Below are 20712 nucleotides of genomic sequence, written 5' to 3'. Positions count from 1 at the left end.
TCAAACCGCCATTTCTTATAGATACGTCCTGCCAATTGGCATCCATAAAGCATAAAAATCAGGGAGATTTGATGATACTCTATCATTATACGGACCAGAATGGCTTCATGAGCATTATCAGGGACACTGAAATCACGGCCACGTCGATTCAGTACCTCGAAGATACCCGGGATTATTATCTTACTCTGGACATTGTAAGAGATATTTTATCGGAAATGCTTATTAGAGAAGAAAACTCAGATGTGCAATTCCGGATCCAGCGGTTTAGAGCAAATATTAACAATATTAAGAGAATCAATACCTGTATCTGTTCGCTGTCAGAAGAGGGCGATCATCTAAGTCAGTGGCAGAGTTACTCGCCACCTCAGGGCGGGTATTCAATAGGTTTTGACCGTAATATTCTTCAAGAGTTACTCAAACTACAAGGCTATGTCCTCAAAGCCTGTCTCTACGATGCTGAAGAGCAACGTGCGCTTATTACTCAGGCCATTACAGATGCATTGATTGCTTTTCACAGCTATAACGAGCCTGAGAAAGGGTGGTTTGAGTATCAATCTGAGTCGTCAGCTTATTTTGTAAATAACTTGTCGCGTATTATTCCTTTGATTAAACACTCTCCCTTCGCGGAGGAGAAAGAGTGGCGAATTATATCTGAGGAAGACGTTTCCATTGAACGCCTCAGTTTTAAACAGGGACCGTTCATGCTTATCCCTTTTTACCGTATAATGCTTAGAAAAGATTTTTGGAAGCTTATTCGTAAAGTCGTTATTGGTAATACACCGCAGCCCGAACTGGCTTTTATGGCGGCGCAGAAATTTATTCATCGTCAAGAAACTGAAGCGTCACGAATAATGGTTGCTAATAATGATGATAAAAATATTTCCGTTGTAAAAAGTTTGCTCAAGTTTTAAAGCGGGCTGTAAAAACAGTCTTCTGTGACTGAAACGGGAGAGGATACGTCAACCCTATCACTCGCCACCCAACACTCTGCCGGTCAGGAGTTCTTTCACCGTGCTTAACTCTTTCGAAATTTACACCGTACTAAAAAACCTGGGCTACACGCTTGAGCCGAATAAGTACGAACCCAGCTATGCTTCGGAGCATGCTCTCGGCGATGGCCGTTACCTTTACGTGAAGCGCAAGGCTGACAGAATCATCAATAAAAGCCCCCTGGTACTGCATCCTGACACACTGGCGCTGCGCGATAAGATCGACGCTATTGAAGGCATTTCTTGTGTCTGGGAAAAAACGAAAAGCACCAGCTACCGCCGCTTCCCCCGCGATGGTGACTCTTCCCAGTACGGTTTCGATGCCGATATCGCCTCAGTTGAAGCGCTACATATGCTTCTGGAACTCTTGACCGGCACTAAGCCAAACCCGATCTCTTCTCCCGTTACTCTTCGTAAGGAACCGCCTGCCATGTTTCCATTGAACCAGATCCTTTTTGGCCCACCCGGTACCGGCAAAACTTATTCCACGACCGAGCTGGCGGTTAAAATTGCGGATGGGGAGTGGTATCAGCAGGTTAGCCAGACGCACCGCGGGCAAAGCCTGCGCGATGAGGTCAAAGCTCGCTATCAAACGCTGATCGAAAAACAACAGATCATGTTTACCACCTTTCATCAGAGCTTCTCCTACGAAGACTTTATTGAAGGGATCCGCGCTACTACTGATGAAAGTACGGGCGCGCTGCGCTATGACGTAGTTGATGGGATTTTCAAACAGCTCTGCCAGAACGCGGAGGTAAAAGTGCAGGGCGATGCTTCTCAATCCGTCTCGCTGATCGGAAGGCGCATCTGGAAAATGTCGCTGGGAAATACGCTGGGTGGTGAGGAGTATATCTACGATGAGTGCCTTGGGAATAACTACATTCTGCTGGGGTGGGGCGATAATATTGATTTCACCGGCTGCGCAACGCTTGACGAGGTAAAAGAGCGTATCGTCAATAAAGGATCATCGGCCGATCAGAGCGAGTACATGTCGGTTGCGGTAAATACCTTTAAAAACGTTATTCGTCCGGGCGATCTGATTGTTGTCTCTGACGGTAACCATAAGTTTCGTGCCATTGCTCAAGTCACCGGTGATTATCAATATTTTCCGGAAGGCGAGCGCGTCGGCTTTCACCAGATGCGTTCGGTGAAGTGGCTGCGAAAGTATGAGCCGAGCCTGCCTAAAGAGCATCTCTTCCACAAAACCCTGTCCCAGATGACGCTCTACGAACTGAAAGATACCACTATCGACAGAGAGAAGCTGGCCCAGCTCCTGGCGCCGGGCAATGAGAAAGAGCAACGCGCCTTACCGCATGTGCTGATTATCGACGAAATTAACCGGGGAAATATTTCGCGCATCTTTGGCGAGCTGATCACCTTGCTTGAACCGGATAAACGTCTGGGTGCGGAAGATGCGCGTACGCTGACGCTACCCTACTCAAAACAGAAATTTACCGTCCCGAAGAATGTATTTCTGATCGGAACGATGAACACCGCCGACAAATCACTGATCCAGATGGATTTGGCACTGCGCCGTCGATTCAGCTTCGTTGAAATGCTGCCGCAGCCAGCGTTGCTCGCTGGCGTTACCGCGTTCGGCGTAGATCTCTCTCTGCTAATTCAGCGCATTAATCAGCGTATCGAGGCCTTGATCGACGCTGAGCACACAATTGGCCATGCTTACTTTATGCCATTGAAGGCAATTGAGAGCCAGGGGGAGCGCGAAGCTCAGCTGGGCGTTATCTTTAAAGAGAAGATCATCCCACTGTTAAAAGAGTATTTCTTTGATGACTATGAGCGCATTGGCTGGGTGTTAAACGATCCAGCAAAAGCAGAAAGCGACCGCTTTATCTCGCAGCAAACTTCTGAACATCTGCCTGCGCTAACAACGCTATTTCCAGCGGAGATTGCAGAGGGTCTGTCCGACAGGCGCTACCGTATCAACGCGCAGGCGTTTACCCTGGCGGCGGCGTACCAGGGCATTGTGCAATGACAATTCAGGTATGTGAATATGCGCTTATCACCAGCGATACGTCACAAAAGTCGGGGCTGGATTTAGGCATCGTGTCGAAGCAAACCTTCTCCTGGCTGGAGTCGCTGCATCAGCAGTGGGAGGGCAGTGCGCAAATCGTGAGCCGACAGGGAAAGCGATTTCTCAGGCTGGGCAGCTATGTTGGCTATCTGGAATCACCTACCGGCGAGGCGATCGAAATTTTGCCGAAGACCCGGCTCGGGGAGGATGAGGATCCAATCCGCCAGCGGCGCGTGTTGCGTCGAATGCTCCAGGCGGCGGCGGGCATCACGCCACGGGAAGGGGAGACGGCATCACTTTACCGCAGCAAGCTACCTCTACATGAATGGATTTACAGCGAGTTTTTAAGGCATTTGCTGGAGCTGGTGCGTCGCGGTCTGCGTTCCGATTACCATCTGACGGAAGATGACGACAGCGCGTTTATTCGCGGGCAGCTTGATATTAATCGTCAGATCCGCCAGGCACCCGGCAAAGGCGCGCGTTTTCACGTGCGATATGCAGAGTTTACTCCGCAGCGTATTGAGAATCGTATTCTACGTACGGTGCTGGAGATCGTACTGAGCTCAACGAAAGAGAACCAGACCTGGCGCACGGCCACTACTTTAAAACATCAGATGGCTGATATTGAGCCTATCAGCGATGCATTATCGCAGCTTTCCCGCTGGAGCGATGGCAAGTATCTGCTGGCCTACCGGGCGATTAAGCCCTGGTGTCAGCTGATACTGGAGAAGCATAACCCTGATTTTCAAAAAGGGGGGCACCAGGGCATTACGCTACTTTTCCCGATGGAGAAGCTTTTCGAGTCCTGGGTCGGTTACTCTTTGAAGCGCGCGCTGGCAACAGGATACGCTTTCACTGCGCAGGCCAGACGGCATCATTTGCTCTCACACGCGCTGGACGAGTCAGCGCTTCCGGAAGCCTGGTTTGCGCTCAAGCCTGATTTTGTTGTGCAAAACAGCGACGAAAGCTACGTTCTGGATGCAAAGTGGAAGCTGCTGGATAGCCTGCAGGGCAATCGTGCAAAGAAGTATGGCATCAGCCAGGCTGACCTGTATCAAATGTTCGCGTACGGTCAGAAGTACCTGCAGGGAAGGGGTGATATGATGTTGATCTACCCCGCGCACCCGCTATTTTCCGCACCGCTTCCGCTTTTCGAGTTTGATAAGCGCCTCAGGTTGTGGTGTGTACCCTTCGATTTGGAAACGGGAGCGTTGGTAGGAGGAACGTGGCAGGAAGCAATCAGCGTCTTTACCACTCAGCAAAGGAGCGTTTACGGTGTATAAAGATTTCTATCAGTTGATGCTGGAACAGTTTACCTCACCGGTTGAGTTATTTACCCTTAGCCGCAAGCAGCCCTTCTCCATTTATGCTGAGCAGGAGACGCTGTATATCAAAAATACCGGCGGCAATATCCGCCGGCTCGACAGAAAAAGCGTGGCGGCATTCATTGAGCATTTTGAAGAGACTGGCAGCCAGGCGGCGCGAGATTATCAGGACATAACCTTTAATGCCTCCTATTTGCTGGCGGTGATGCGTTATCTCGACGGCGACGCGATGACCGTTGAGCGATTTCATAGCGCAGAAGATCCCGACAGCGAACGTCGCTACCACCGTTGGCTGAATGCCCATCCCGATGGTTTTGTACTGAACCTTCTCAAGTCCAGTGAAGGAAAAAATAACGCCAGCGCAGAGCAGAAGACCTGCCTACATAGCGCTCAATGCACATATATTAATAAAACAACGACTAGTTTACATCCGGAGCCTTTTACAGGCGGCGACTATTTTAAAGTTTGTGCAACAGATCTGAGCGAGCTGAAGTCAGCGGCGTTAAAAATCACTACGCTGCTGGAGATACGAAAGTGTCCTTGCTTAAATAATAAAGACTAGATCGCTTCAGAGGGTGCCTTGTTAATGACTCGCCTAAAAATTCCGCAGCACCCCTTAAGGCCGCCGTGAATCCTGCCTAAGCGGAAATATCCTTGTATTAATTATCGCGATATTCACCTCGCAGGGCACCCCATCATCGAGAAATACTGTCTCCGTAAGCTCAATAACCGCATCATTTTCCTTTAGTTTCAGCAACGCCAGTATATCCGCGTCGGTCAAATTAATCGCCGCCAGGTTCTGATCCCTGCGCTGGATTTTCTTACCGGTGATCTGCTCGATATAGGAGAATTTCGAGATCTCCAGCTTGCTGAACTCCATGCTGTTAAACAGGCTCACAGGCAGATGGCTATGCTCCAGCGCCACGGGAATATCATCGAAGCACATCAGGCGCAAGATTTTATATACTTTGTCGCTATTCTTGATACGTAGTGCCTGGGCCATATCATGAGAGGGGACGCGAATAATGCTGGCGGAGATAACTTTCCGTACGCCCTTATAACCGTGCTTCTGTGCCTGATAATCAAAGGGGGAGAGGGCGTGAAACCGTCCGGAGTGATTGCTTACGCCAATTGACCCCACAAAAAGACCAGAGCCTTTAACCCGGTAAATTCTTTGCTGTTCTATTAAAATACGCGTGGCTTCGCGAACGGTGGCGCGGGTAATGCCGATATTTTTGGCAATAGCAATTTCAGTATCCAGCTTATCGCCGGGCAGCAGGCCGTCATCCTTAATTTTCTTTAGGATGTAATCGACTACCTCTCTCTGCTTCTCTGTAATGCCATCGACCATCGATTTTCTTCCTGATACGAGTGAAAGAGTCGCTCCCCTGAGCCTGTCTATACATGTATGCCTGATATTCTTCGCTAAGCACCACTTGAGCGATATAGAGATGTGATCGGCTTAACGAATTTGCATCCAAATTCAGCGTGTTCAGCGCAAATTGACCATCGCATATTGTATCTGTCCAGATCCCGGTCCACTATCTAGATGACTATACATCTTAAAGATGTCTATACGTAGACAGTAGCCTGAAACAGATAAATGCGTTTTTTTAATCAGGGAGATAAACATGTCGCAGCTGGCAAAGTGGTTAAATAACGAAAAAGTTCAGTACGTTGACAAAGTTACGGACTGGAAAGAGGCCATTCAAATTGCCGGGCTTCCGCTGCTCAATGAAGGGGCCATTTCACAACGCTATATCGAGGCCATTATCCGGCAGAAAGAGGAGATTGGGCCTTACTTCGTCATCGCGCCGCGAATTGCCATGCCGCATGCACGTCCGGAAGAGGGGGCAAAGGCGCTGGGCTTATCGGTGGTAAAGCTGGCCGAAGCCGTGGTTTTTGATGCGGATGAGAACGACCCGGTAGACACCCTATTTATGTTCTCTGCCCCGGACAGTAATAGCCATATAGAGATGATCTCGCAGCTGGCTGAACTGCTTTCTGATGAAGACGAAATGGAAAAGCTCTTCAACGTGCGTAGCAAAGAAGAACTGAATGCAATTTTACTGACCGATAGCGGTATCGCTCAGTAGACGAACAGTAATCAACGATTAATGAGGTGAGTTATGAAAATGATGGCGGTGTGTGGTTCAGGTCTGGGCAGCAGCTTCATGATGGAAATGAACATCAAAAAAGTGCTGAAAAATCTTAATATTGTGGCGGATGTCGAACACTCCGATCTGGGTTCAGTTACGCCCGACGTGGCTGACGTGTTTGTCATGGCGAAAGACATCGCCTATAGCGCCAACCTGCCTGAGAACAAAATTATTATCATCAATAACATCATCGATCTGAAAGAGATCGAGCAAAAAATACGCGAGTATTTTGAGAAAAATAACGCGTAAACCGAGATGAACATCTTTCCGTAGAGGTTAATATGTTTATTCAACACCTTTTGCAGTTTGTCGTCGACGTGCTGAAGGTGCCCTCCATCCTTGTTGGACTGGTGGCGCTGTTCGGGCTTGTGGCACAAAAAAAGCCTTTCCCGGATGTGATTAAGGGAACCGTAAAAACCATTCTCGGCTTTTTAGTTCTGGCTGGCGGGGCTTCTGTTCTGGTCAGCTCCCTTACACCGCTGGGCGATATTTTTAAGCAGGCGTTTGACGTTCAGGGGATCATCCCTAACAACGAAGCGATGGTCTCCATTGCTCTCGCCAAGTACGGTGCACCGACCACGCTGATTATGGCATTCGGTATGGTGGCAAATATTGTCGTCGCCAGGTTTACCCGACTGAAATATATCTATCTGTCAGGGCACGTCACGTTCTACATGGCCTGCATGGTAGCCATTATTCTCTCGGTAGCCGGTTTCGAAGGTGTTCAGCTTATCTATACCGGGTCGTTAGCGCTGGGTATGCTGATGGCCGCATTCCCTGCGCTGGCTCAGCCCTATATGCGCAAGATCGTCGGCGGTGACCAGGTCGCTTTAGCGCATACGGGCACCATCGGCTACGTTCTCTCGGGCTGGATTGGTACCCTGGTGGGTAAAGGCTCTAAATCCACCGAAGAGATGAACATGCCGAAAAACCTCAGTTTTTTGCGCGACAGCACCATCTCTATCTCGCTGACGATGATGGTTATCTACCTCATCCTGTCAGTATCGGCGGGTAAAGAGTACGTTGAGGCTAACTTCAGCGGTGGGCAAAACTATCTGGTCTACTCCTTTATCCAGGCGATTACCTTTGCAGCAGGCGTATTTATTATCCTGCAGGGCGTGCGCTTGATCCTTGCAGAGATTGTTCCGGCCTTTACCGGCTTCTCTGAGAAGCTGGTACCGAACGCCGTACCTGCTCTCGACTGTCCGATTGTATTCCCTTACGCGCCAAACGCGGTGCTGGTTGGGTTTATCTCTAGCTTTATCGGTGGATTAGTAGGGTTGTTCATCCTGGGCCAGCTTCACTGGGTCCTGATCCTGCCAGGCGTGGTGCCGCACTTCTTCTGCGGTGCGACTGCGGGCGTGTTTGGTAATGCGACCGGCGGTAAACGGGGGGCCATCTGCGGGGCCTTTGCCCACGGGATCTTAATTACCTTCCTGCCTGTTGCGCTGCTACCGGTGCTGGGTGCGATTGGCCTCACCAATACCACCTTCTCCGATACCGATTTCGGCGTAGTAGGGATCGTTCTCGGCAATATGGCGCAGTTTATGGATAAGGGAACCATTACCCTGACTATCACTGGCATCTTTGCGCTGATGGTGATCTATAACTTTACAGCCAAAAAGAGAGCGCCAGTAGAAGAGAGTGCGGGTCAGTAAATAGTGTAAAAGGGAGCAGAGGGGAGGATCCCTCTGCTCTTTTATATCTTTTATATTTATCGATATGAATCAATAGCTACATGTCCAGCATTCGCAGCCGACCCCGCGTCCGTGTTGCTGGCTGTGCTACCGCCCTGGCGATGGCCGCGCCAATCTCCGCGCAGGCGGTAATGCCCTGGACAAAGGGCTGGTCATGCATCAGATAGGGCAGTGCGCCAAAGGCAATACGTCCACGAATGCTGGCGGGTTCCTGAAGCGTGTAGTCATCCCCAACCGTAGGTATCTTTTCCCCGCTGGCGGCAAGCTGCTTGCGCAGCGTCGGAAAAGGCAGATCTTCCGTCTTCAGCGGCTTTTGTCCGCGTGCATCGATAAAGACATCGTACCGGTACCGCTCGCCCTCGGCGAAAATTGTCGTCTGCTTCTCGCCGATCTCCATTTCATAGTTCGGGCCAAGGGCGAGCACGCTGAGGATGCCCGCCTCGCGCAGAGCCAGCAGCCGGCGAATCGACTGCGAGGGCACGGCCGCATAGTTATCAATAAAGATCCGGGCGAGTCCGGCCTCGAACCGCGCGCTGTCCTGCTCATCAAGCCAGGGAACGATAGGCTGAATAGCTTCATGCAGGCGCAGGATAGTATAGCGCCACGGCACCGTACGCCTGTCGCGCTTGTTGCGTTCCACCTCATTCAGATTAGCTTCCGCCCAGCGGAAGGGATCCTGTTTCTTGCGATCGGCAAACCAGGCCGCAAAAAAGCTGTCGGCATCCAGCGTGCTGAGAGCAATCTGCTCGCTCCAGCGCGGATCTGCCAGCGTTAGCTCTTTGACCATTAGCGCGAAAACGCGATCGAGCAGGCCCTGCGGCCCGGCAGCGATCTCACTCTCAATCGCGCGCTCCGTTACCACGGTTAGTGGCTCGTAGGGGATAGGGCAGTAGAAGTCCGCTTCGGGGAGAATACCCGAGCGGGACATAAGCACCATCTGTAATGCGTTGCTGTCCTCTTCAAGGTTGAAGTGCAGGCGTTTATCCTCGGTCTCAAAGAAGGTGCCATGTTGAATAGCCACGGCCATCGCCGCGTCGATGCCGCTCAGGGAGGTGCCCATAATCCCTACTCTACACGCTGGGATGTGAGCCTCCATCAGCCCTGACCAGGGGCTAGGGAAATAGGTGCGGGTCGCACTGCTCTCCTCTGGCCAAACGTGCCCGGTGGCAACGACGGCAAGATCAAACTGCTCCGCAGCCAGTGTATCCTTCGTCCACAGCCGGACGCCCTCCGGCGTGGCCTCAATATCGGTTACCTGACAGGACTCATGCACTTCTATCTCAAAGCCCAACTGTTTCGCCTGCACCACCAGCGCCAGAAACTGAGCGCGGAAGTATTCCCCGAGCAGAATACGCGGTAGAAACTGGCGGACATGCAGGGACGATGCCTGCACGCCGTAGCGGGCCAGATGCGCTTCGCTCTGGTTGCGCAGCCAGTCTATATAGGTCAAAAAGATGGGCGGGATCTCAATGCTGGCAATATTGGCCAGCATCATTCTGGAGTTCTCTTCGCTGCTGTAGGGCATCCCTACGCCAGCCTCGCTGGACTGCTCATAGATAGAAATGGAAAGCGGTTTGCTGTTTTTAAGCAGGGAAAAAAAGGTATAGATACCCGTCGGCCCTGCGCCGATGATTGCAATCTTTTTCATTTTTGTTCACCCGTTATTATTTTTATACCGCCTGTCCGTATGTCGGTCGGGGGCAATAAATTTAGTGTAGACCACGGGTTATGAACGTGACGCCGGGTAGGTGAAGCACACCCGGCGGATGCGGGATTAGAAGCGGTAACCGACGCCGACGTTAAAGCCGTTGATAGAGCGGCTGCCAGCGATATCGACGTTAGTGCCTTCATAGCCAACGTTAATCGCCAGCTGCTCGGTCGGGTTAAACTGCACGCCTGCGCCCCAGGCAAAATCGGTCGATTTCTCAGAGATGCTGTCATGCCCGACGTAGTAATCGCCTGCGTTTACCCAGGTGGTATCACCGTCGGCTTTGGTATGGGCAACGCCGCCCAGCGCGTAGAGGGAAACATACTCGTTAATGCGGTATGCCGGGCCGACCATCAGGGAGTAATATTTCACGTCAATGCTGTTATGCACCGCATCGGAGGCCACGTAGTAATCCTGATCGTCATCACCGCTCATGTAAGTGAAAGAGCCGAGCACGCTGAGAGGAGAGTCCAGCTCATAACGGTATTGCAGGTTAACGCCACGAATATCCTTAAAGCCTTCCACGTCGCTCTGCGCGTAGCCGAGGGAGAGCGTGTTGCTCTCTGCCATTGCTGCGCCGCTGATCATACTAGCTGCGATTACCATCCCCAGAATTATTTTTTTCACTTTTCTGTTCCATTTGCCATCCATTAAGGTGGCAAAATTGTTGGTTTTTTTAACAGGGGATGAAAGGGGGAATAATCTTAAAGCCTTGATAACGTAAGCGAAACACACCCCCTAATCTGGTAGTTGCGGATGGGTTACCTTCGTGAAACATCTTCGCTCGCGGGAAAATGAAACTTAACTAAAATCGCTCAAAAAAACTACTGGATATTTGAACAGGGATTAGTATAATAATTACACAACCCAGTCGGGTGCTACAGTAAGTGAGTGGTGAAGCCTATGATGATTCCATTTGAAAGCCTTAATTCTCTGGATCAATCGGCAACGATGAGTAGCCGTGAAATCGCTGCGTTGACAGGCATAACCCACGGTGAAGTAAAACGTATTGTTAAAAGCCTCGAAACGGCGCAGCGTTTATCTGAGCCGGTAAGGGTGGCAATGTTTGAGCGGGATGGTGAGAGCTATCAAGAGTTTCTGCTGAATAAGCGTGACTCTCTGCTGGCCGTGGCGCGTCTGTCGCCTGGCTTTACCGCTGCCGTACTCGATCGCTGGCAGGAGCGCGAAAACAAAACTGCGCTGCCCGATTTTACCAACCCGGCAGCGGCGGCCCGCGCATGGGCCGAACAGTATGAGCAGCGCCAGAGAGCTGAACAGCAGCTGGCCCTCTCTGTCCCAAAGGCTGAGTTTTTTGACCGCTTCGTTGAGGTACAGGACTCGCTGGGTTTTCGTCAGCTCTGCAAGATGCTGAAGGTGAAAGAGCCGGAGTTCCGTCAGTTCCTGCTGGAGCGCAACATCATGTACCGCGTTAACGGCACGCTGACCCCGCAGCTGCATCACCAGCAGGCGGGCTACTTCACCATGCGCTCCGGCGTGGGTGAAAACCAGCACACCTTCTCCCAGGCGCGTTTTACCGCTAAAGGGGTGAAGTGGGTGGCGAGCCTGTGGGCCGGACATATCGCCACACAGCCAAAAGGCGCGGCAGCGGCTTAATGCCCCAGCCCTGATCCATCAAGATACATTCAGTAAATGAGTCGCCAGCGTAATGCTGGCGATGCTGTTCCTGCCCGCTCTTCTTCTTTCCCTTCTGTTTCTCTCTTGCTGAGTGGCTCAGGCCATACCCGGCAGCGCTTCTTTTATCGCCATGTATTTGTCACGTGAATATATTGTGGGACGTGGCTTATAATAACGCGCAGAAATTGAGTATTTCATTCATTAGCATTATTGTCATTGCTGAAAATGACCGTCCTCGGCTAAAGGCAGGCCCAATGTTAAGTAACCCGATCCCTTTTAGCGGGGGCAACGTTAGTATTAATCATGAATGATGATAAAAAGCCATCTGATTCCAGCAGTGTCGATACGCAGCATCTAATTGATCTCCTTGATAATAATTCTGACTGGGTGTGAGAAGTTGATGCCCAGGGGCGCTATACCTGGTCCTCTAAAGTGGTGACCAGCCTGCTGGGTGTTTCGCCGGAAGAGGTGATTGGTTGCACCCCCTTTGACTTTATGCCACCCGCCGAAGCCGAGCGCGTTGGCCGCGCTTTTTCCGAAATCGTGGCTAAGCGTATTCCCTTCTCTGGATTAGTTAACCGTAACCGCCGCGCTGATGGGCGAATTGTGGTGCTCGAAACCAGCGGCGTTCCGCTGTTTGATGATGAGGGCGAACTGCGCGGCTACCGGGGCATCGATCGCAATATCTCAACGTTGGGTGAGCGCGTCATGCAGTTGGAAACCATCTATGACACCACACCCGTCGCGCTCTGCATGATTGACCGGCAGGGGCGGCTGGTGATGTCCAACAAGGCGATGGCGCAGCTGATGGATGATACCCTTTCAGATGCCCCTGAAAGCCACATTGCCGACCTGATGCCCGGCTGCTGGCATCAGGTCCTGGCCGCTTTTGCCCTTGCCGACACCGGAGCGGCTATCCCCAGTCGGGAGATCGTCTGGCGAAAACGCTGCTACGATACCCACTCCGTGCCGGTGCATGACGCGTCCGGTAACGTCGTGGGACTGTCAGTCACCTGGGTAGATATCACCGAGCGCCGCCGTGCAGAGCAGAAGCTCGCCAGCGCCAATGCGATCCTGCAGCAGCATGCCCAACATGACCATCTCACTGGCCTGTTTAACCGCCGCTATATGGATGAATGCCTCTCGAATGCAATCACCAACGCGCTGGACGAGCAGTTTCCGCTCTCGGTGTGCCTGGCCGATATCGACTATTTCAAGCGCTATAACGATACCTATGGTCACCAGGCCGGAGATCAGTGTCTGCGTAGGGTGGCCGAGGCGCTGGTGGGGGCCCGCCGTCAGTCAGAAGATAACGTCAGCCGCTACGGGGGCGAGGAGTTTTTAGTGATCCTGCCGCGCACCGATAGCGCAGGGGCATTGGCAATGGCGGAGAGGATGCGTCAGAGCATCAACGCGCTGCGCATCCCTCTTGCTGCCAGCCCAACCGGCTATCTCACCATCAGCATCGGGATAGCGACGCTGAGCGAGTGCAGCATGGTCACCGAAGACCGACCGCTGCATATTATCGCCAGCGGCGTGATCAACCAGGCCGATACCGCACTCTATGCTGCCAAACGACGAGGGCGTAACGGCGTCGTGGCGGCAGCGGCGGTGCAACGGGCGTAAAAAACGTGCCGATGTTTACTGTTCAGCGCGGCCATCGGACGAGTAGCCCAGCTTGAAGAGCAGCGCGACAATGGCATATTTTACCGCCTGCGCCAGAACTTCGGTGCAGTCGCCCTCAAAATGCTGAAGTGCTGAATCAACCTTATTCCCCGGCAGCGCCCAGCCGAACCAGACGGAACCGGCTGGCGTGCCGTCTTCGCCGCCGTCCGGGCCGCCGTAGCCGCTAACGGCGATGCCAACATCCTCACCTGATACTCTGACCGCGCCCGCTACCATCTCCTCCACCGTGGCTTTACTGACTGCGGTATGTTTAGCAAGTGTCTCCGGGTTCACATTTAACAGCGTCATCTTCGCTTCATCCGTAAAGGTTATAAATCCGCTGCCGAAAAAAGAAGGAGTGTCTTTTGCTGCGCACAGGGTGGAGCCGAGTAGGCCCCCGGTGCATGACTCCGCCGTGGTCAGGCGTAATTTTTTGCTCGTTAAGAGATCACCCAGTTCATTTGCCAGAAAATCCAACGGTTTTTCCATGAATTGCTGGCAAAATTGTTGCTCTGTTGTCATTGTTGGCTATTCCTTCTGTGCATCATGAATGGAACAAATCTTCTTAAGTATTGCAGCAAAATGTCAGGCTGGACGCCTGGCGTGAAGAATGCTGATTTTTCTAAGAGAAGCGTGCTGTCAGCGGGCACAGAGAAAGGCGTAAAGCCTTCACCGCAAGGTATACTGATTACGTCACCTGTCGTAAAGGATCTGAACATATGATTTCAACCCTGATTTACCGGAGCCGCCTGAGCCCCGACTTTGATGCGTCAAAGTTAGGCGAGCTGGTGTGCATAGCGCAGAGCCGCAACGCAGAGCTGCAAATCTCCGGTATTTTACTTTTCGACGGAACCCATTTTCTTCAGGTGCTTGAAGGTCCGTTAGCGCATGTGAACAACCTGTATGCCACAATCAATCGCGACCCGCGGCACGATAGCGTAGTTGAGCTGATGCGTGACTACGCCCCAAAGCGGCATTTTGAAGATCTTGGCATGTCGCTGTTTGATCTCCGTTATGACAGTCCACGATCGGTGCTGCGTTCGGTCATTATTGCTGGCGCACTGAAGTTCAATCTTGCCTGCGACGGGCGGGTCTATAAATTTATCAAATCATTTCTACGCGGCAGCTGGCGGGAGCAGTATCCCGGGCGAAGCGAGCCCGACCGCTGGGCATTTGTGCCCGTTGAACCCCCACTAGCGCAAACCCTGCCGTTCCTGTTCCCCGATCAGCCCTGCCAGTTCGCTATTCAGCCTATCGTCGAGCCGTTGCGCGGGCAGATCAGCTCCTTTGAAGCGCTCATCCGTAGCCCAAACGGTGGTTCACCTCAGGACTACTTTGCCTCCATCCCGCCGGATAAAATTCACGAGGCCGATCTCCTGTCCAAGGAGTGGGCGTTTGCGCTGGCGAAACAGATCGGCATTGGCAGCCACAAGCTCTCCATTAACCTGCTGCCAATGTCGCTGGTTAACATTCCCGGCGCGGTGGATATCCTGCTGGCGCAGATCACTCGTCACGGGCTGGTGCCCGAGCAGGTGATTGTCGAAGTGACGGAAGACGAGGTGATCTCCGGCTATGACGAATTTACGACGGCGATTATGCAGCTGCGCTCGGCGGGCATCGGGCTGGCAATCGATGACTTTGGCGCAGGCTTTGCCGGGCTGTCGCTGCTTACCAAGTTCCAGCCGGGAGAGCTAAAGATCGACCGTAGCATCGTGACCGATATCCATCTGCACGGCCCTAAACAGGCGATCGTTAACGCTATCGTCAAGTGCTGCGCCGAGCTGGAGATCAGCGTCGTGGCCGAAGGGGTTGAGAAGGTAGAGGAGTGGTGCTGGCTGGAGGCGGCGGGCATCAAGCATTTCCAGGGCTATCTGTTTGCCAAACCGGCTCTTAACGGCGTCGCGCCGGTCTGCTGGCCGGTAAAGCAGGAAAAAGTATAGCGTCAACAAGGGCATTTACCCGGCGAGGCGAGGCCTCACCCGCTCGTGCAGCGCCGGGTTATCGCTCTCATCTTTCAGTTTGACACCGGTCAGGCGGCGTAAAAAAGCCTGCTCCAGCAGCCACGCGAGCTTAAACGCGGCGGCCTCGTGGCTCAGCCCCTCCGGGCGGATATTGGAGATGCAGTTGCGCTCCGAGTCCAGCCGGGTGCGTGTCGGCTGCCAGGTCAGATAGACCCCGAGGCTGTCCGGTGACGACAGTCCTGGACGCTCACCGATTAGCATCGCTACCGCCTTACTCTTCAACGTCTCGCCAATTTCATCCCCCAGCGCCACCCGCGACTGGTGCGCCAGCACCACCGGCCCGGTGGTCAGCCCCAGCGTCTGCAGATAGGGCAGCAGGGCGGTAATCAGCGCCACCGCCTGACGATGCACCGCATGGGAAGAGAGTCCGTCGCCAATCACCAGCAGCAGATCGTGAGCAGGTACCCGGCTGGCCTGAAGCGCGGCGCGGCTCTCGTCGCTCAGCCTGCGCCCAAGATCCGGGCGGTTGAGATAGATATGACGATCCGCCGCGGCGCTGTGAGCGTTTAGGGTATCCAGGCCCAGAGCCGTAAGCTGCTGCACCAGCGGCTCGCTGTCAAAGGGCTGGTGGACCGCATCGCGAGCCTGGGCGTGGGCCAGACCGAAGCTGAGCACCTCTCGGGTTGGTAGGCTTGCGCCGCTACGCCCGAGGGCGATACGGGCGTCGGTAAACTCGCGTAGCAAAGACCAGGCGTCAGGATGATTCATACGTTTACCCTCTCTGGCGGCAGCACGCTCAGCAGCGGATGGTTAGCCCCCGTGAGCCGCAGCTGGCCTGCGCTATCAATAATCTGCATTTTCGTCAGCCACTCGCCAAACTCCGGGGCATGCTTCAGCCCTAACAGACGCCGGGCATAAAGCGCATCGTGAAATGAGGTGCTCTGGTAGTTAAGCATGATGTCATCCGCGCCCGGAACGCCAATCAGAAAGGTCAGCCCGGCGTTACACAGCAGCGTCAGCAGCGTATCCATATCATCCTGATCCGCCTCCGCATGATTGGTGTAGCAGACGTCGCAGCCAATCGGTAGCCCCATCAACTTGCCGCAGAAGTGATCCTCCAGCCCGGCGCGGATAATCTGTTTGCCGTCATAGAGATACTCCGGACCGATAAATCCCACCACCGTATTGATCAACAGCGGATCGAAGTGACGAGCGACGGCGTAGGCCCGCGCCTCACAGGTTTGCTGGTCGACGCCGTGATGGGCGTTGGCAGAGAGGCAGCTGCCCTGGCCGGTCTCAAAGTACATCACGTTATTGCCCAGCGTGCCGCGGCCCAGGCTCAGGGCGGCCTCCCGCGCCTCTGCAAGCAACGCCAGATTAATACCGAAGCCGCTGTTTGCTGCCTCGGTACCCGCCACCGACTGGAACACCAGATCGACGGGGGCGCCGCGCTCTATCAGCGCAAGGGTGTTGGTGACGTGCGTCAGTACGCAGGACTGGGTAGGGATAGCAAAGCGGCTGATGATGTCATCCATCATATGGTTCAGCCGCTCCAACACCGGCAGGCTGTCGCTGGCGGGGTTAATACCGACCACCGCGTCGCCCGCGCCGTAGAGTAGACCGTCGAGCATGCTGGCCGCGATGCCTTTCAGATCGTCAGTGGGGTGGTTGGGCTGCAGGCGCACGCTTAGGTGGCCCGGCAGGCCAATCGTATTGCGAAAATGGGTAACGACCCGGCACCGGCTGGCGGCGAGGATCAGATCCTGATTGCGCATCAGCTTGCTAACCGCAGCGGCCATCTCGGGGGTAATGGCACGGGCGACGCGGCGCAGGGTAAGGGGATCGGTGGTATCATCCAGCAGCCAGTCGCGAAAATCCCCCACCGTCAGGTGGCTGATGGTGGAGAACGCGTCGCGGTCATGGGTATCGATAATTAGCCGCGTCACCTCATCCGCTTCGTAAGGGATAAGCGGGTTCGCCAGGATCTCGCGCAGCGGCACCTCGGCCAGCGCCATTTTGGCCGCCATACGCTCTTCGGCAGAGTCGGCGCAGATGCCCGCCAGCACATCCCCGGAGCGGGCCGGGGAGGCTTTTGCCAGCAGCGTTTTCAGGCTGGCGAAGTGGTAGGTTCGGTGCGCCAGAACGGTTTTATACATGTCGCCTCCTCAGGAGAGGGCGCGCAGCTGCGGATCCAGCCCTGCACGCTCGCGGGCGGTGGCGGTGCTGCGGAACCACAGGTAGCCGCCAAGCATCATCGCCGCGAAGATCAGCGCCAGTAGCGGGTTAAACCAAACCATCGCCACCAGACAGAGCACCGCCATACCCAGCGCAAACGCCGGCGCATAGGGGAACAGCGGCGCTTTAAAGGGGCGAATAAGGTTCGGCTCGCTGCGACGCAGCTTGAACAGCGCGGCCATCGAGGTGATATACATAACAATAGCGCCGAACACCGACATCGTCACGATGCAGGCGGTGAGCGGCATACCGCTGATGGTAATTACCGAGTCCGAGAAGATAGCCGCAATGCCCACCACGCCCCCTGCCAGAATCGCCAGGTGCGGCGTCCGGGTTTTACGGTTCAACGTCGCCAGGCTGGCTGGCAGATAGCCCGCCCGCGCCAAAGAGTAGATCTGCCGTGAGTAGCCCATAATGATACCGTGGAACGAGGCCACCAGGCCAAACAGCCCCAGCCAGACCAGCATATGCAGCCAGCCGCTGTTGTTACCGACGATAACCTTCATCGCCTGCGGCAGCGGATCGTTGATATTGGCGAGGTTACGCCAGTCGCCAACGCCGCCGGCAAAGATCATTACCCCAACCGCCAGCACGGTAAGGGTCACAATGCCGCCGCCCAGCGCGCGTGGAATGGTGCGCTGGGGATCCTTTGCCTCCTCTGCCGCCATAGAGGCCCCTTCAATGGCAAGGAAAAACCAGATAGCGAAGGGAATGGCGGCAAACATGCCGGAGAGGGCGAGGCCGCTAAAGCTCTCTGCCCCTGCCCAGCCGTGGGCGGTGAAGTTGCTCCAGGAGAAGCCCGGCGCGACGACGCCCATAAATACCAGCAGTTCGAAGATTGCCAGCAGGGTGACGATCAGCTCGAAGGTAGCCGCAATGCCAACGCCGAGTATGTTCAGGGTCATAAAGATGACGTACGCGGCGCAGGCGATCCATTTAGCATCCAGCGCCGGAAACTGCACGTTCAGGTAGGCCCCGATGGCCATCGCAATCGCTGGTGGGGCAAAGACAAACTCGATCAGGGTGGCAAACCCGGCAATAAACCCGCCGGTCGGCCCGAAGGCGCGATAGGCATAGGCAAAGGGGCCGCCCGCGTGAGGAATGGCGGTCGTTAGTTCAGTAAAGCTAAAGATAAACGCGCAGTACATTGCCGCAATGGCCAGGGCAACGACGAGAAAGCCCATCGTTCCCGCCTGCGACCAGCCGTAGCTCCAGCCAAAATACTCGCCGGAGATCACCAGCCCAACGGCAATCCCCCAGAGACGGAAGCTGCCGAGCGTTCTTTTCAGTGTGGTTGTAGGTGTCGTCATCATTTGCTGCCTCGCCGTTACACAGTTAAACGGGAGCCTGCAAAGGCAATGCCAGAAAATTAACCCCAGCTATTTCAATGGTATGAAAAAAGCGCGTTAGAAACAGTGCACCGCTATGCGCGGGGCAGTGGTGCAGCCTGCCCCGGCGTGGTGAAAAAAACGGCTACGTTGAGTACGGTGCGGGTTGTAGGCCCGTGCAAGCGTAGCGCCGCCGGGCATTAAACACCTGTCAGATGCGTGCCGATGTAGCGCGCATAGCGCTGGCTTTTCAGATGGGTAAGATCCACCAGCACCAGGCCGTCCACGCAGTGGTTGAAGTCCGGATCGCTACCAAAGTCGATAAACTGGACGCCGCCCGGCGTACACAGTTCCGAATACTGCTTGTAGAGCGGGGGAATACCGCAGCCCAGGTTGCCGAGCAGCGACTTCAGGCGGGTCAGGTCCTCCGTGTAATCCTCGCCGGTAAACTGGGCCAGCACCTCCGGGAGCGAGGCAGGCCAGGGGCGGCGAGAGGTCGCCAGCGGATGCACCGGCGGGAACCAGAGGCGGTAGAAGGCCACCAGCAGATCCCGCGCCGTCGGGGGCAGGCCGCCGGAGATCGACACCGGGCCGAAGAGATAGCGATACTGAGGATAGCGTGCCAGGTAGGCCCCAATCCCTAGCCAGAGATAGTCCAGTCCGCGACGTCCCCAGTAGCGCGGCTGAATAAAGCTGCGCCCCAGCTCGATACCCTGCTGCAAAATATCATCCATTTTATCGCCATAGTGGAACAGGCTGTAGCTATACAGCCCGCCCACTTTCTGCTGTGCCGTGGGCATAAAGCGATACGCGCCGACAATCTCCAGATCGGCCTCATCCCACAGGATCAGGTGTAGATAGTCATCATCATAGCGGTCGATATCACGCCGCTGGCCGCTACCTTCGCCCACGGCGCGAAAGGCGATCTCTCGCAGGCGGCCTAGCTCGCGCAGCACCGGGACATCCTCCTGGCCGTTGCGCTGCCAGAGGTAGATAGTTTTACCGTCTGATGTCTGGCCCAGACACTCCGCCTGCGCCAGGGCGCGTTTCAGGAGTAGCCGCGGCTCCGGTCGGGCGATGGCGCACTCGGTTTTAAACAGTCCCGGCAGACCTTTTCCCAGACGGATTACGTGCTGGCGACACCGTTCCGCCGTGTCGCGAACGTTGGCGTGTGGGTTATGCAGGCTCTCCCAGGGGATACGCTGGCCGAGGGTGATGGGCAGGCTGCTGTCCTGGCGGCGAAACATCTGCTGCATCAGGAGCAGCATCGGCAGGGTAGAAGAGATCAGCGTGCTGACGTAGAAGAGCGGACTATTATGGGCGCGGATAAATACCGGCAGCAACGGGGTACGAAACTTCGCTGCCAGCTTCACAAAGCCGCTATGCCATGCGCTGTCGCGAACGCCGTGGTAGGTCAGACGCGACACCTCGCCCGCGGGAAAGAAGATCAGCACGCCGCCCTGCTGCAGCTGCGTTTCCATCTGCAGCAGCGAGGATTTGCGCGTGCGTCCGCCCAGGTTATCCACGGGAATAAACAGCGAGCTGAGCGGCTCAAGATGGCTCAGCATCCGGTTGGTGACGACTTTGACATCTCGCCGCACACGGGAAACGGCATGAAGCAGGGCGAGGCCATCAAGGGTACCGGTAGGATGGTTGGCGACAATGATGAGGGGGCCATGCTCGGGGATCTGCTCAAGGTCGTGGGCAGAGAGGGTGCTGCGGATGTGAAGATGCTCAAGGATCTGCTCGACCATATCCAGCCCCTTCAGGTGGCGATGGCGGGCGGCGAACTGCTGAAATTCCTCTTCGTAGAGCAGACGCTTAAGCAGATTGCGTTGCCAGGGGGCGGGTTTGGCCTGTGGCCAGAGGTCATCAAGAACGCTGTCGAGACTAAACATGGTGGCTCCTCCATCCGTCTTAGGCAGACAGTAGAAGGACGAGATGGCGTTTATGTGACAGAGAGGTGAACTTTAGAGAG

At 54.7% G+C, this 20712-nt stretch carries 18 protein-coding genes and 1 pseudogene; 11 read left to right on the top strand and 8 right to left on the bottom strand.

The annotated features are described in order from the left end of the window. Positions 1-107 precede the first annotated feature (107 nt). The 4 genes from RTX96_RS12995 to RTX96_RS12980 all read left to right on the top strand — a co-directional run bounded on the left by RTX96_RS12995 (position 108) and on the right by RTX96_RS12980 (position 4908). Positions 108-911 carry a DUF2971 domain-containing protein gene (locus RTX96_RS12995; RefSeq protein WP_312671305.1) on the top strand — a complete coding sequence of 268 codons (804 nt, stop codon included), beginning with the start codon at positions 108-110 and terminating at the stop codon, positions 909-911. A 100-nt stretch (positions 912-1011) separates the two neighbouring features. Then, positions 1012-2982, top strand: coding sequence for an AAA family ATPase (locus RTX96_RS12990; protein WP_312671303.1), 1971 nt, complete (start codon positions 1012-1014; stop codon positions 2980-2982). After that, complete coding sequence (locus RTX96_RS12985; RefSeq protein WP_312671301.1) at positions 2979-4304, top strand: McrC family protein; 1326 nt, start codon at positions 2979-2981, stop codon at positions 4302-4304. The genes RTX96_RS12990 and RTX96_RS12985 overlap by 4 nt, the downstream gene beginning before the upstream one ends. Beyond that, on the top strand, positions 4297-4908 hold the full coding sequence (locus RTX96_RS12980; protein ID WP_312671299.1) for a hypothetical protein: 612 nt from the start codon (positions 4297-4299) through the stop codon (positions 4906-4908). Before RTX96_RS12985 ends, RTX96_RS12980 begins: the two co-directional genes overlap by 8 nt. 54 nt (positions 4909-4962) lie before the next feature. Here RTX96_RS12980 and RTX96_RS12975 read toward each other — a convergent pair whose 3' ends face one another. Further along, the gene (locus RTX96_RS12975; protein WP_312671297.1) at positions 4963-5697 is read right to left on the bottom strand and encodes a GntR family transcriptional regulator; all 735 of its coding nucleotides are present in this window, start codon (positions 5695-5697) and stop codon (positions 4963-4965) included. 280 nt (positions 5698-5977) lie between these two features. On the opposite strand from RTX96_RS12975, the gene RTX96_RS12970 reads away from it, so the two are divergent. The 3 genes from RTX96_RS12970 to RTX96_RS12960 are packed head-to-tail and all read left to right on the top strand — an operon-like array spanning position 5978 to position 8163. Further along, the gene (locus tag RTX96_RS12970) at positions 5978-6442 is read left to right on the top strand and encodes a PTS sugar transporter subunit IIA (protein WP_312268699.1); all 465 of its coding nucleotides are present in this window, start codon (positions 5978-5980) and stop codon (positions 6440-6442) included. 33 nt (positions 6443-6475) lie between these two features. Beyond that, the gene (locus RTX96_RS12965) at positions 6476-6754 is read left to right on the top strand and encodes a PTS sugar transporter subunit IIB (protein WP_103821585.1); all 279 of its coding nucleotides are present in this window, start codon (positions 6476-6478) and stop codon (positions 6752-6754) included. Positions 6755-6786: 32 nt separating this feature from the next. Further along, positions 6787-8163, top strand: coding sequence for a PTS ascorbate transporter subunit IIC (locus tag RTX96_RS12960; RefSeq protein WP_312671295.1), 1377 nt, complete (start codon positions 6787-6789; stop codon positions 8161-8163). Positions 8164-8239: 76 nt separating this feature from the next. Here the strand turns inward: RTX96_RS12960 and RTX96_RS12955 are convergent, their stop codons facing one another. Both RTX96_RS12955 and RTX96_RS12950 read right to left on the bottom strand, forming a co-directional pair. After that, positions 8240-9850: an FAD-NAD(P)-binding protein gene (locus tag RTX96_RS12955; protein ID WP_312671293.1), complete on the bottom strand. Its 1611-nt coding sequence runs from the start codon at positions 9848-9850 to the stop codon at positions 8240-8242. Between the two features lie 126 nt (positions 9851-9976). Continuing rightward, positions 9977-10537 (bottom strand): Ail/Lom family outer membrane beta-barrel protein, encoded by a 561-nt coding sequence (locus RTX96_RS12950; protein ID WP_312671291.1) that lies wholly within the window; start codon positions 10535-10537, stop codon positions 9977-9979. A 276-nt stretch (positions 10538-10813) separates the two neighbouring features. Between RTX96_RS12950 and RTX96_RS12945 the strand changes: the two genes are divergently transcribed. From RTX96_RS12945 to RTX96_RS12935, 3 genes and pseudogenes are all read left to right on the top strand, one after another. Beyond that, a complete protein-coding gene (locus RTX96_RS12945) occupies positions 10814-11524 on the top strand; it encodes a phage antirepressor KilAC domain-containing protein (RefSeq protein WP_268108947.1) in 711 nt (236 codons plus the stop codon). A 429-nt stretch (positions 11525-11953) separates the two neighbouring features. Next, a pseudogene (locus RTX96_RS12940) lies at positions 11954-12226 on the top strand (PAS domain-containing protein); the annotation flags it as partial. Positions 12227-12253: 27 nt separating this feature from the next. Further along, a complete protein-coding gene (locus RTX96_RS12935) occupies positions 12254-13171 on the top strand; it encodes a diguanylate cyclase (protein ID WP_312671319.1) in 918 nt (305 codons plus the stop codon). A 15-nt stretch (positions 13172-13186) separates the two neighbouring features. Here the strand turns inward: RTX96_RS12935 and RTX96_RS12930 are convergent, their stop codons facing one another. After that, entirely contained in the window at positions 13187-13732 is a 546-nt protein-coding gene (locus RTX96_RS12930) for a 2-oxo-tetronate isomerase (RefSeq protein WP_103821591.1), read from the bottom strand. Positions 13733-13929: 197 nt separating this feature from the next. Between RTX96_RS12930 and RTX96_RS12925 the strand changes: the two genes are divergently transcribed. Next, positions 13930-15150 carry a diguanylate phosphodiesterase gene (locus tag RTX96_RS12925; protein ID WP_103821592.1) on the top strand — a complete coding sequence of 407 codons (1221 nt, stop codon included), beginning with the start codon at positions 13930-13932 and terminating at the stop codon, positions 15148-15150. 15 nt (positions 15151-15165) lie between these two features. Here RTX96_RS12925 and eutC read toward each other — a convergent pair whose 3' ends face one another. The 4 genes from eutC to RTX96_RS12905 all read right to left on the bottom strand — a co-directional run bounded on the left by eutC (position 15166) and on the right by RTX96_RS12905 (position 20632). After that, positions 15166-15939, bottom strand: a complete 774-nt coding sequence (gene eutC / locus RTX96_RS12920; protein WP_312671284.1) for an ethanolamine ammonia-lyase subunit EutC — start codon at positions 15937-15939, stop codon at positions 15166-15168. Further along, on the bottom strand, positions 15936-17327 hold the full coding sequence (locus RTX96_RS12915; protein WP_312671282.1) for an ethanolamine ammonia-lyase subunit EutB: 1392 nt from the start codon (positions 17325-17327) through the stop codon (positions 15936-15938). Before RTX96_RS12915 ends, eutC begins: the two co-directional genes overlap by 4 nt. 9 nt (positions 17328-17336) lie before the next feature. Beyond that, positions 17337-18716: an ethanolamine permease gene (eat, locus tag RTX96_RS12910; RefSeq protein ID WP_103821595.1), complete on the bottom strand. Its 1380-nt coding sequence runs from the start codon at positions 18714-18716 to the stop codon at positions 17337-17339. A gap of 218 nt (positions 18717-18934) precedes the next feature. Further along, positions 18935-20632 (bottom strand): GNAT family N-acyltransferase, encoded by a 1698-nt coding sequence (locus RTX96_RS12905; protein WP_312671280.1) that lies wholly within the window; start codon positions 20630-20632, stop codon positions 18935-18937. Between the last annotated feature and the right edge of the window lie 80 nt (positions 20633-20712).

This window comes from Pseudescherichia sp., assembly GCF_032052675.1.
Lineage (GTDB): Bacteria > Pseudomonadota > Gammaproteobacteria > Enterobacterales > Enterobacteriaceae > Pseudescherichia.
This window is presented reverse-complemented; position numbering and strand designations above follow the sequence as displayed.

Coding starts and splice junctions, on each gene's coding strand:
- RTX96_RS12995 (WP_312671305.1), top strand. CDS start 108: ATGAGCATTATCAGGGACACTGAAATCACGGCCACGTCGATTCAGTAC.
- RTX96_RS12985 (WP_312671301.1), top strand. CDS start 2,979: ATGACAATTCAGGTATGTGAATATGCGCTTATCACCAGCGATACGTCA.
- RTX96_RS12975 (WP_312671297.1), bottom strand. CDS start 5,697: ATGGTCGATGGCATTACAGAGAAGCAGAGAGAGGTAGTCGATTACATC.
- RTX96_RS12970 (WP_312268699.1), top strand. CDS start 5,978: ATGTCGCAGCTGGCAAAGTGGTTAAATAACGAAAAAGTTCAGTACGTT.
- RTX96_RS12965 (WP_103821585.1), top strand. CDS start 6,476: ATGAAAATGATGGCGGTGTGTGGTTCAGGTCTGGGCAGCAGCTTCATG.
- RTX96_RS12960 (WP_312671295.1), top strand. CDS start 6,787: ATGTTTATTCAACACCTTTTGCAGTTTGTCGTCGACGTGCTGAAGGTG.
- RTX96_RS12955 (WP_312671293.1), bottom strand. CDS start 9,850: ATGAAAAAGATTGCAATCATCGGCGCAGGGCCGACGGGTATCTATACC.
- RTX96_RS12945 (WP_268108947.1), top strand. CDS start 10,814: ATGATGATTCCATTTGAAAGCCTTAATTCTCTGGATCAATCGGCAACG.
- RTX96_RS12935 (WP_312671319.1), top strand. CDS start 12,254: ATGCAGTTGGAAACCATCTATGACACCACACCCGTCGCGCTCTGCATG.
- RTX96_RS12930 (WP_103821591.1), bottom strand. CDS start 13,732: ATGACAACAGAGCAACAATTTTGCCAGCAATTCATGGAAAAACCGTTG.
- RTX96_RS12925 (WP_103821592.1), top strand. CDS start 13,930: ATGATTTCAACCCTGATTTACCGGAGCCGCCTGAGCCCCGACTTTGAT.
- eutC (WP_312671284.1), bottom strand. CDS start 15,939: ATGAATCATCCTGACGCCTGGTCTTTGCTACGCGAGTTTACCGACGCC.
- RTX96_RS12915 (WP_312671282.1), bottom strand. CDS start 17,327: ATGTATAAAACCGTTCTGGCGCACCGAACCTACCACTTCGCCAGCCTG.
- eat (WP_103821595.1), bottom strand. CDS start 18,716: ATGACGACACCTACAACCACACTGAAAAGAACGCTCGGCAGCTTCCGT.
- RTX96_RS12905 (WP_312671280.1), bottom strand. CDS start 20,632: ATGTTTAGTCTCGACAGCGTTCTTGATGACCTCTGGCCACAGGCCAAA.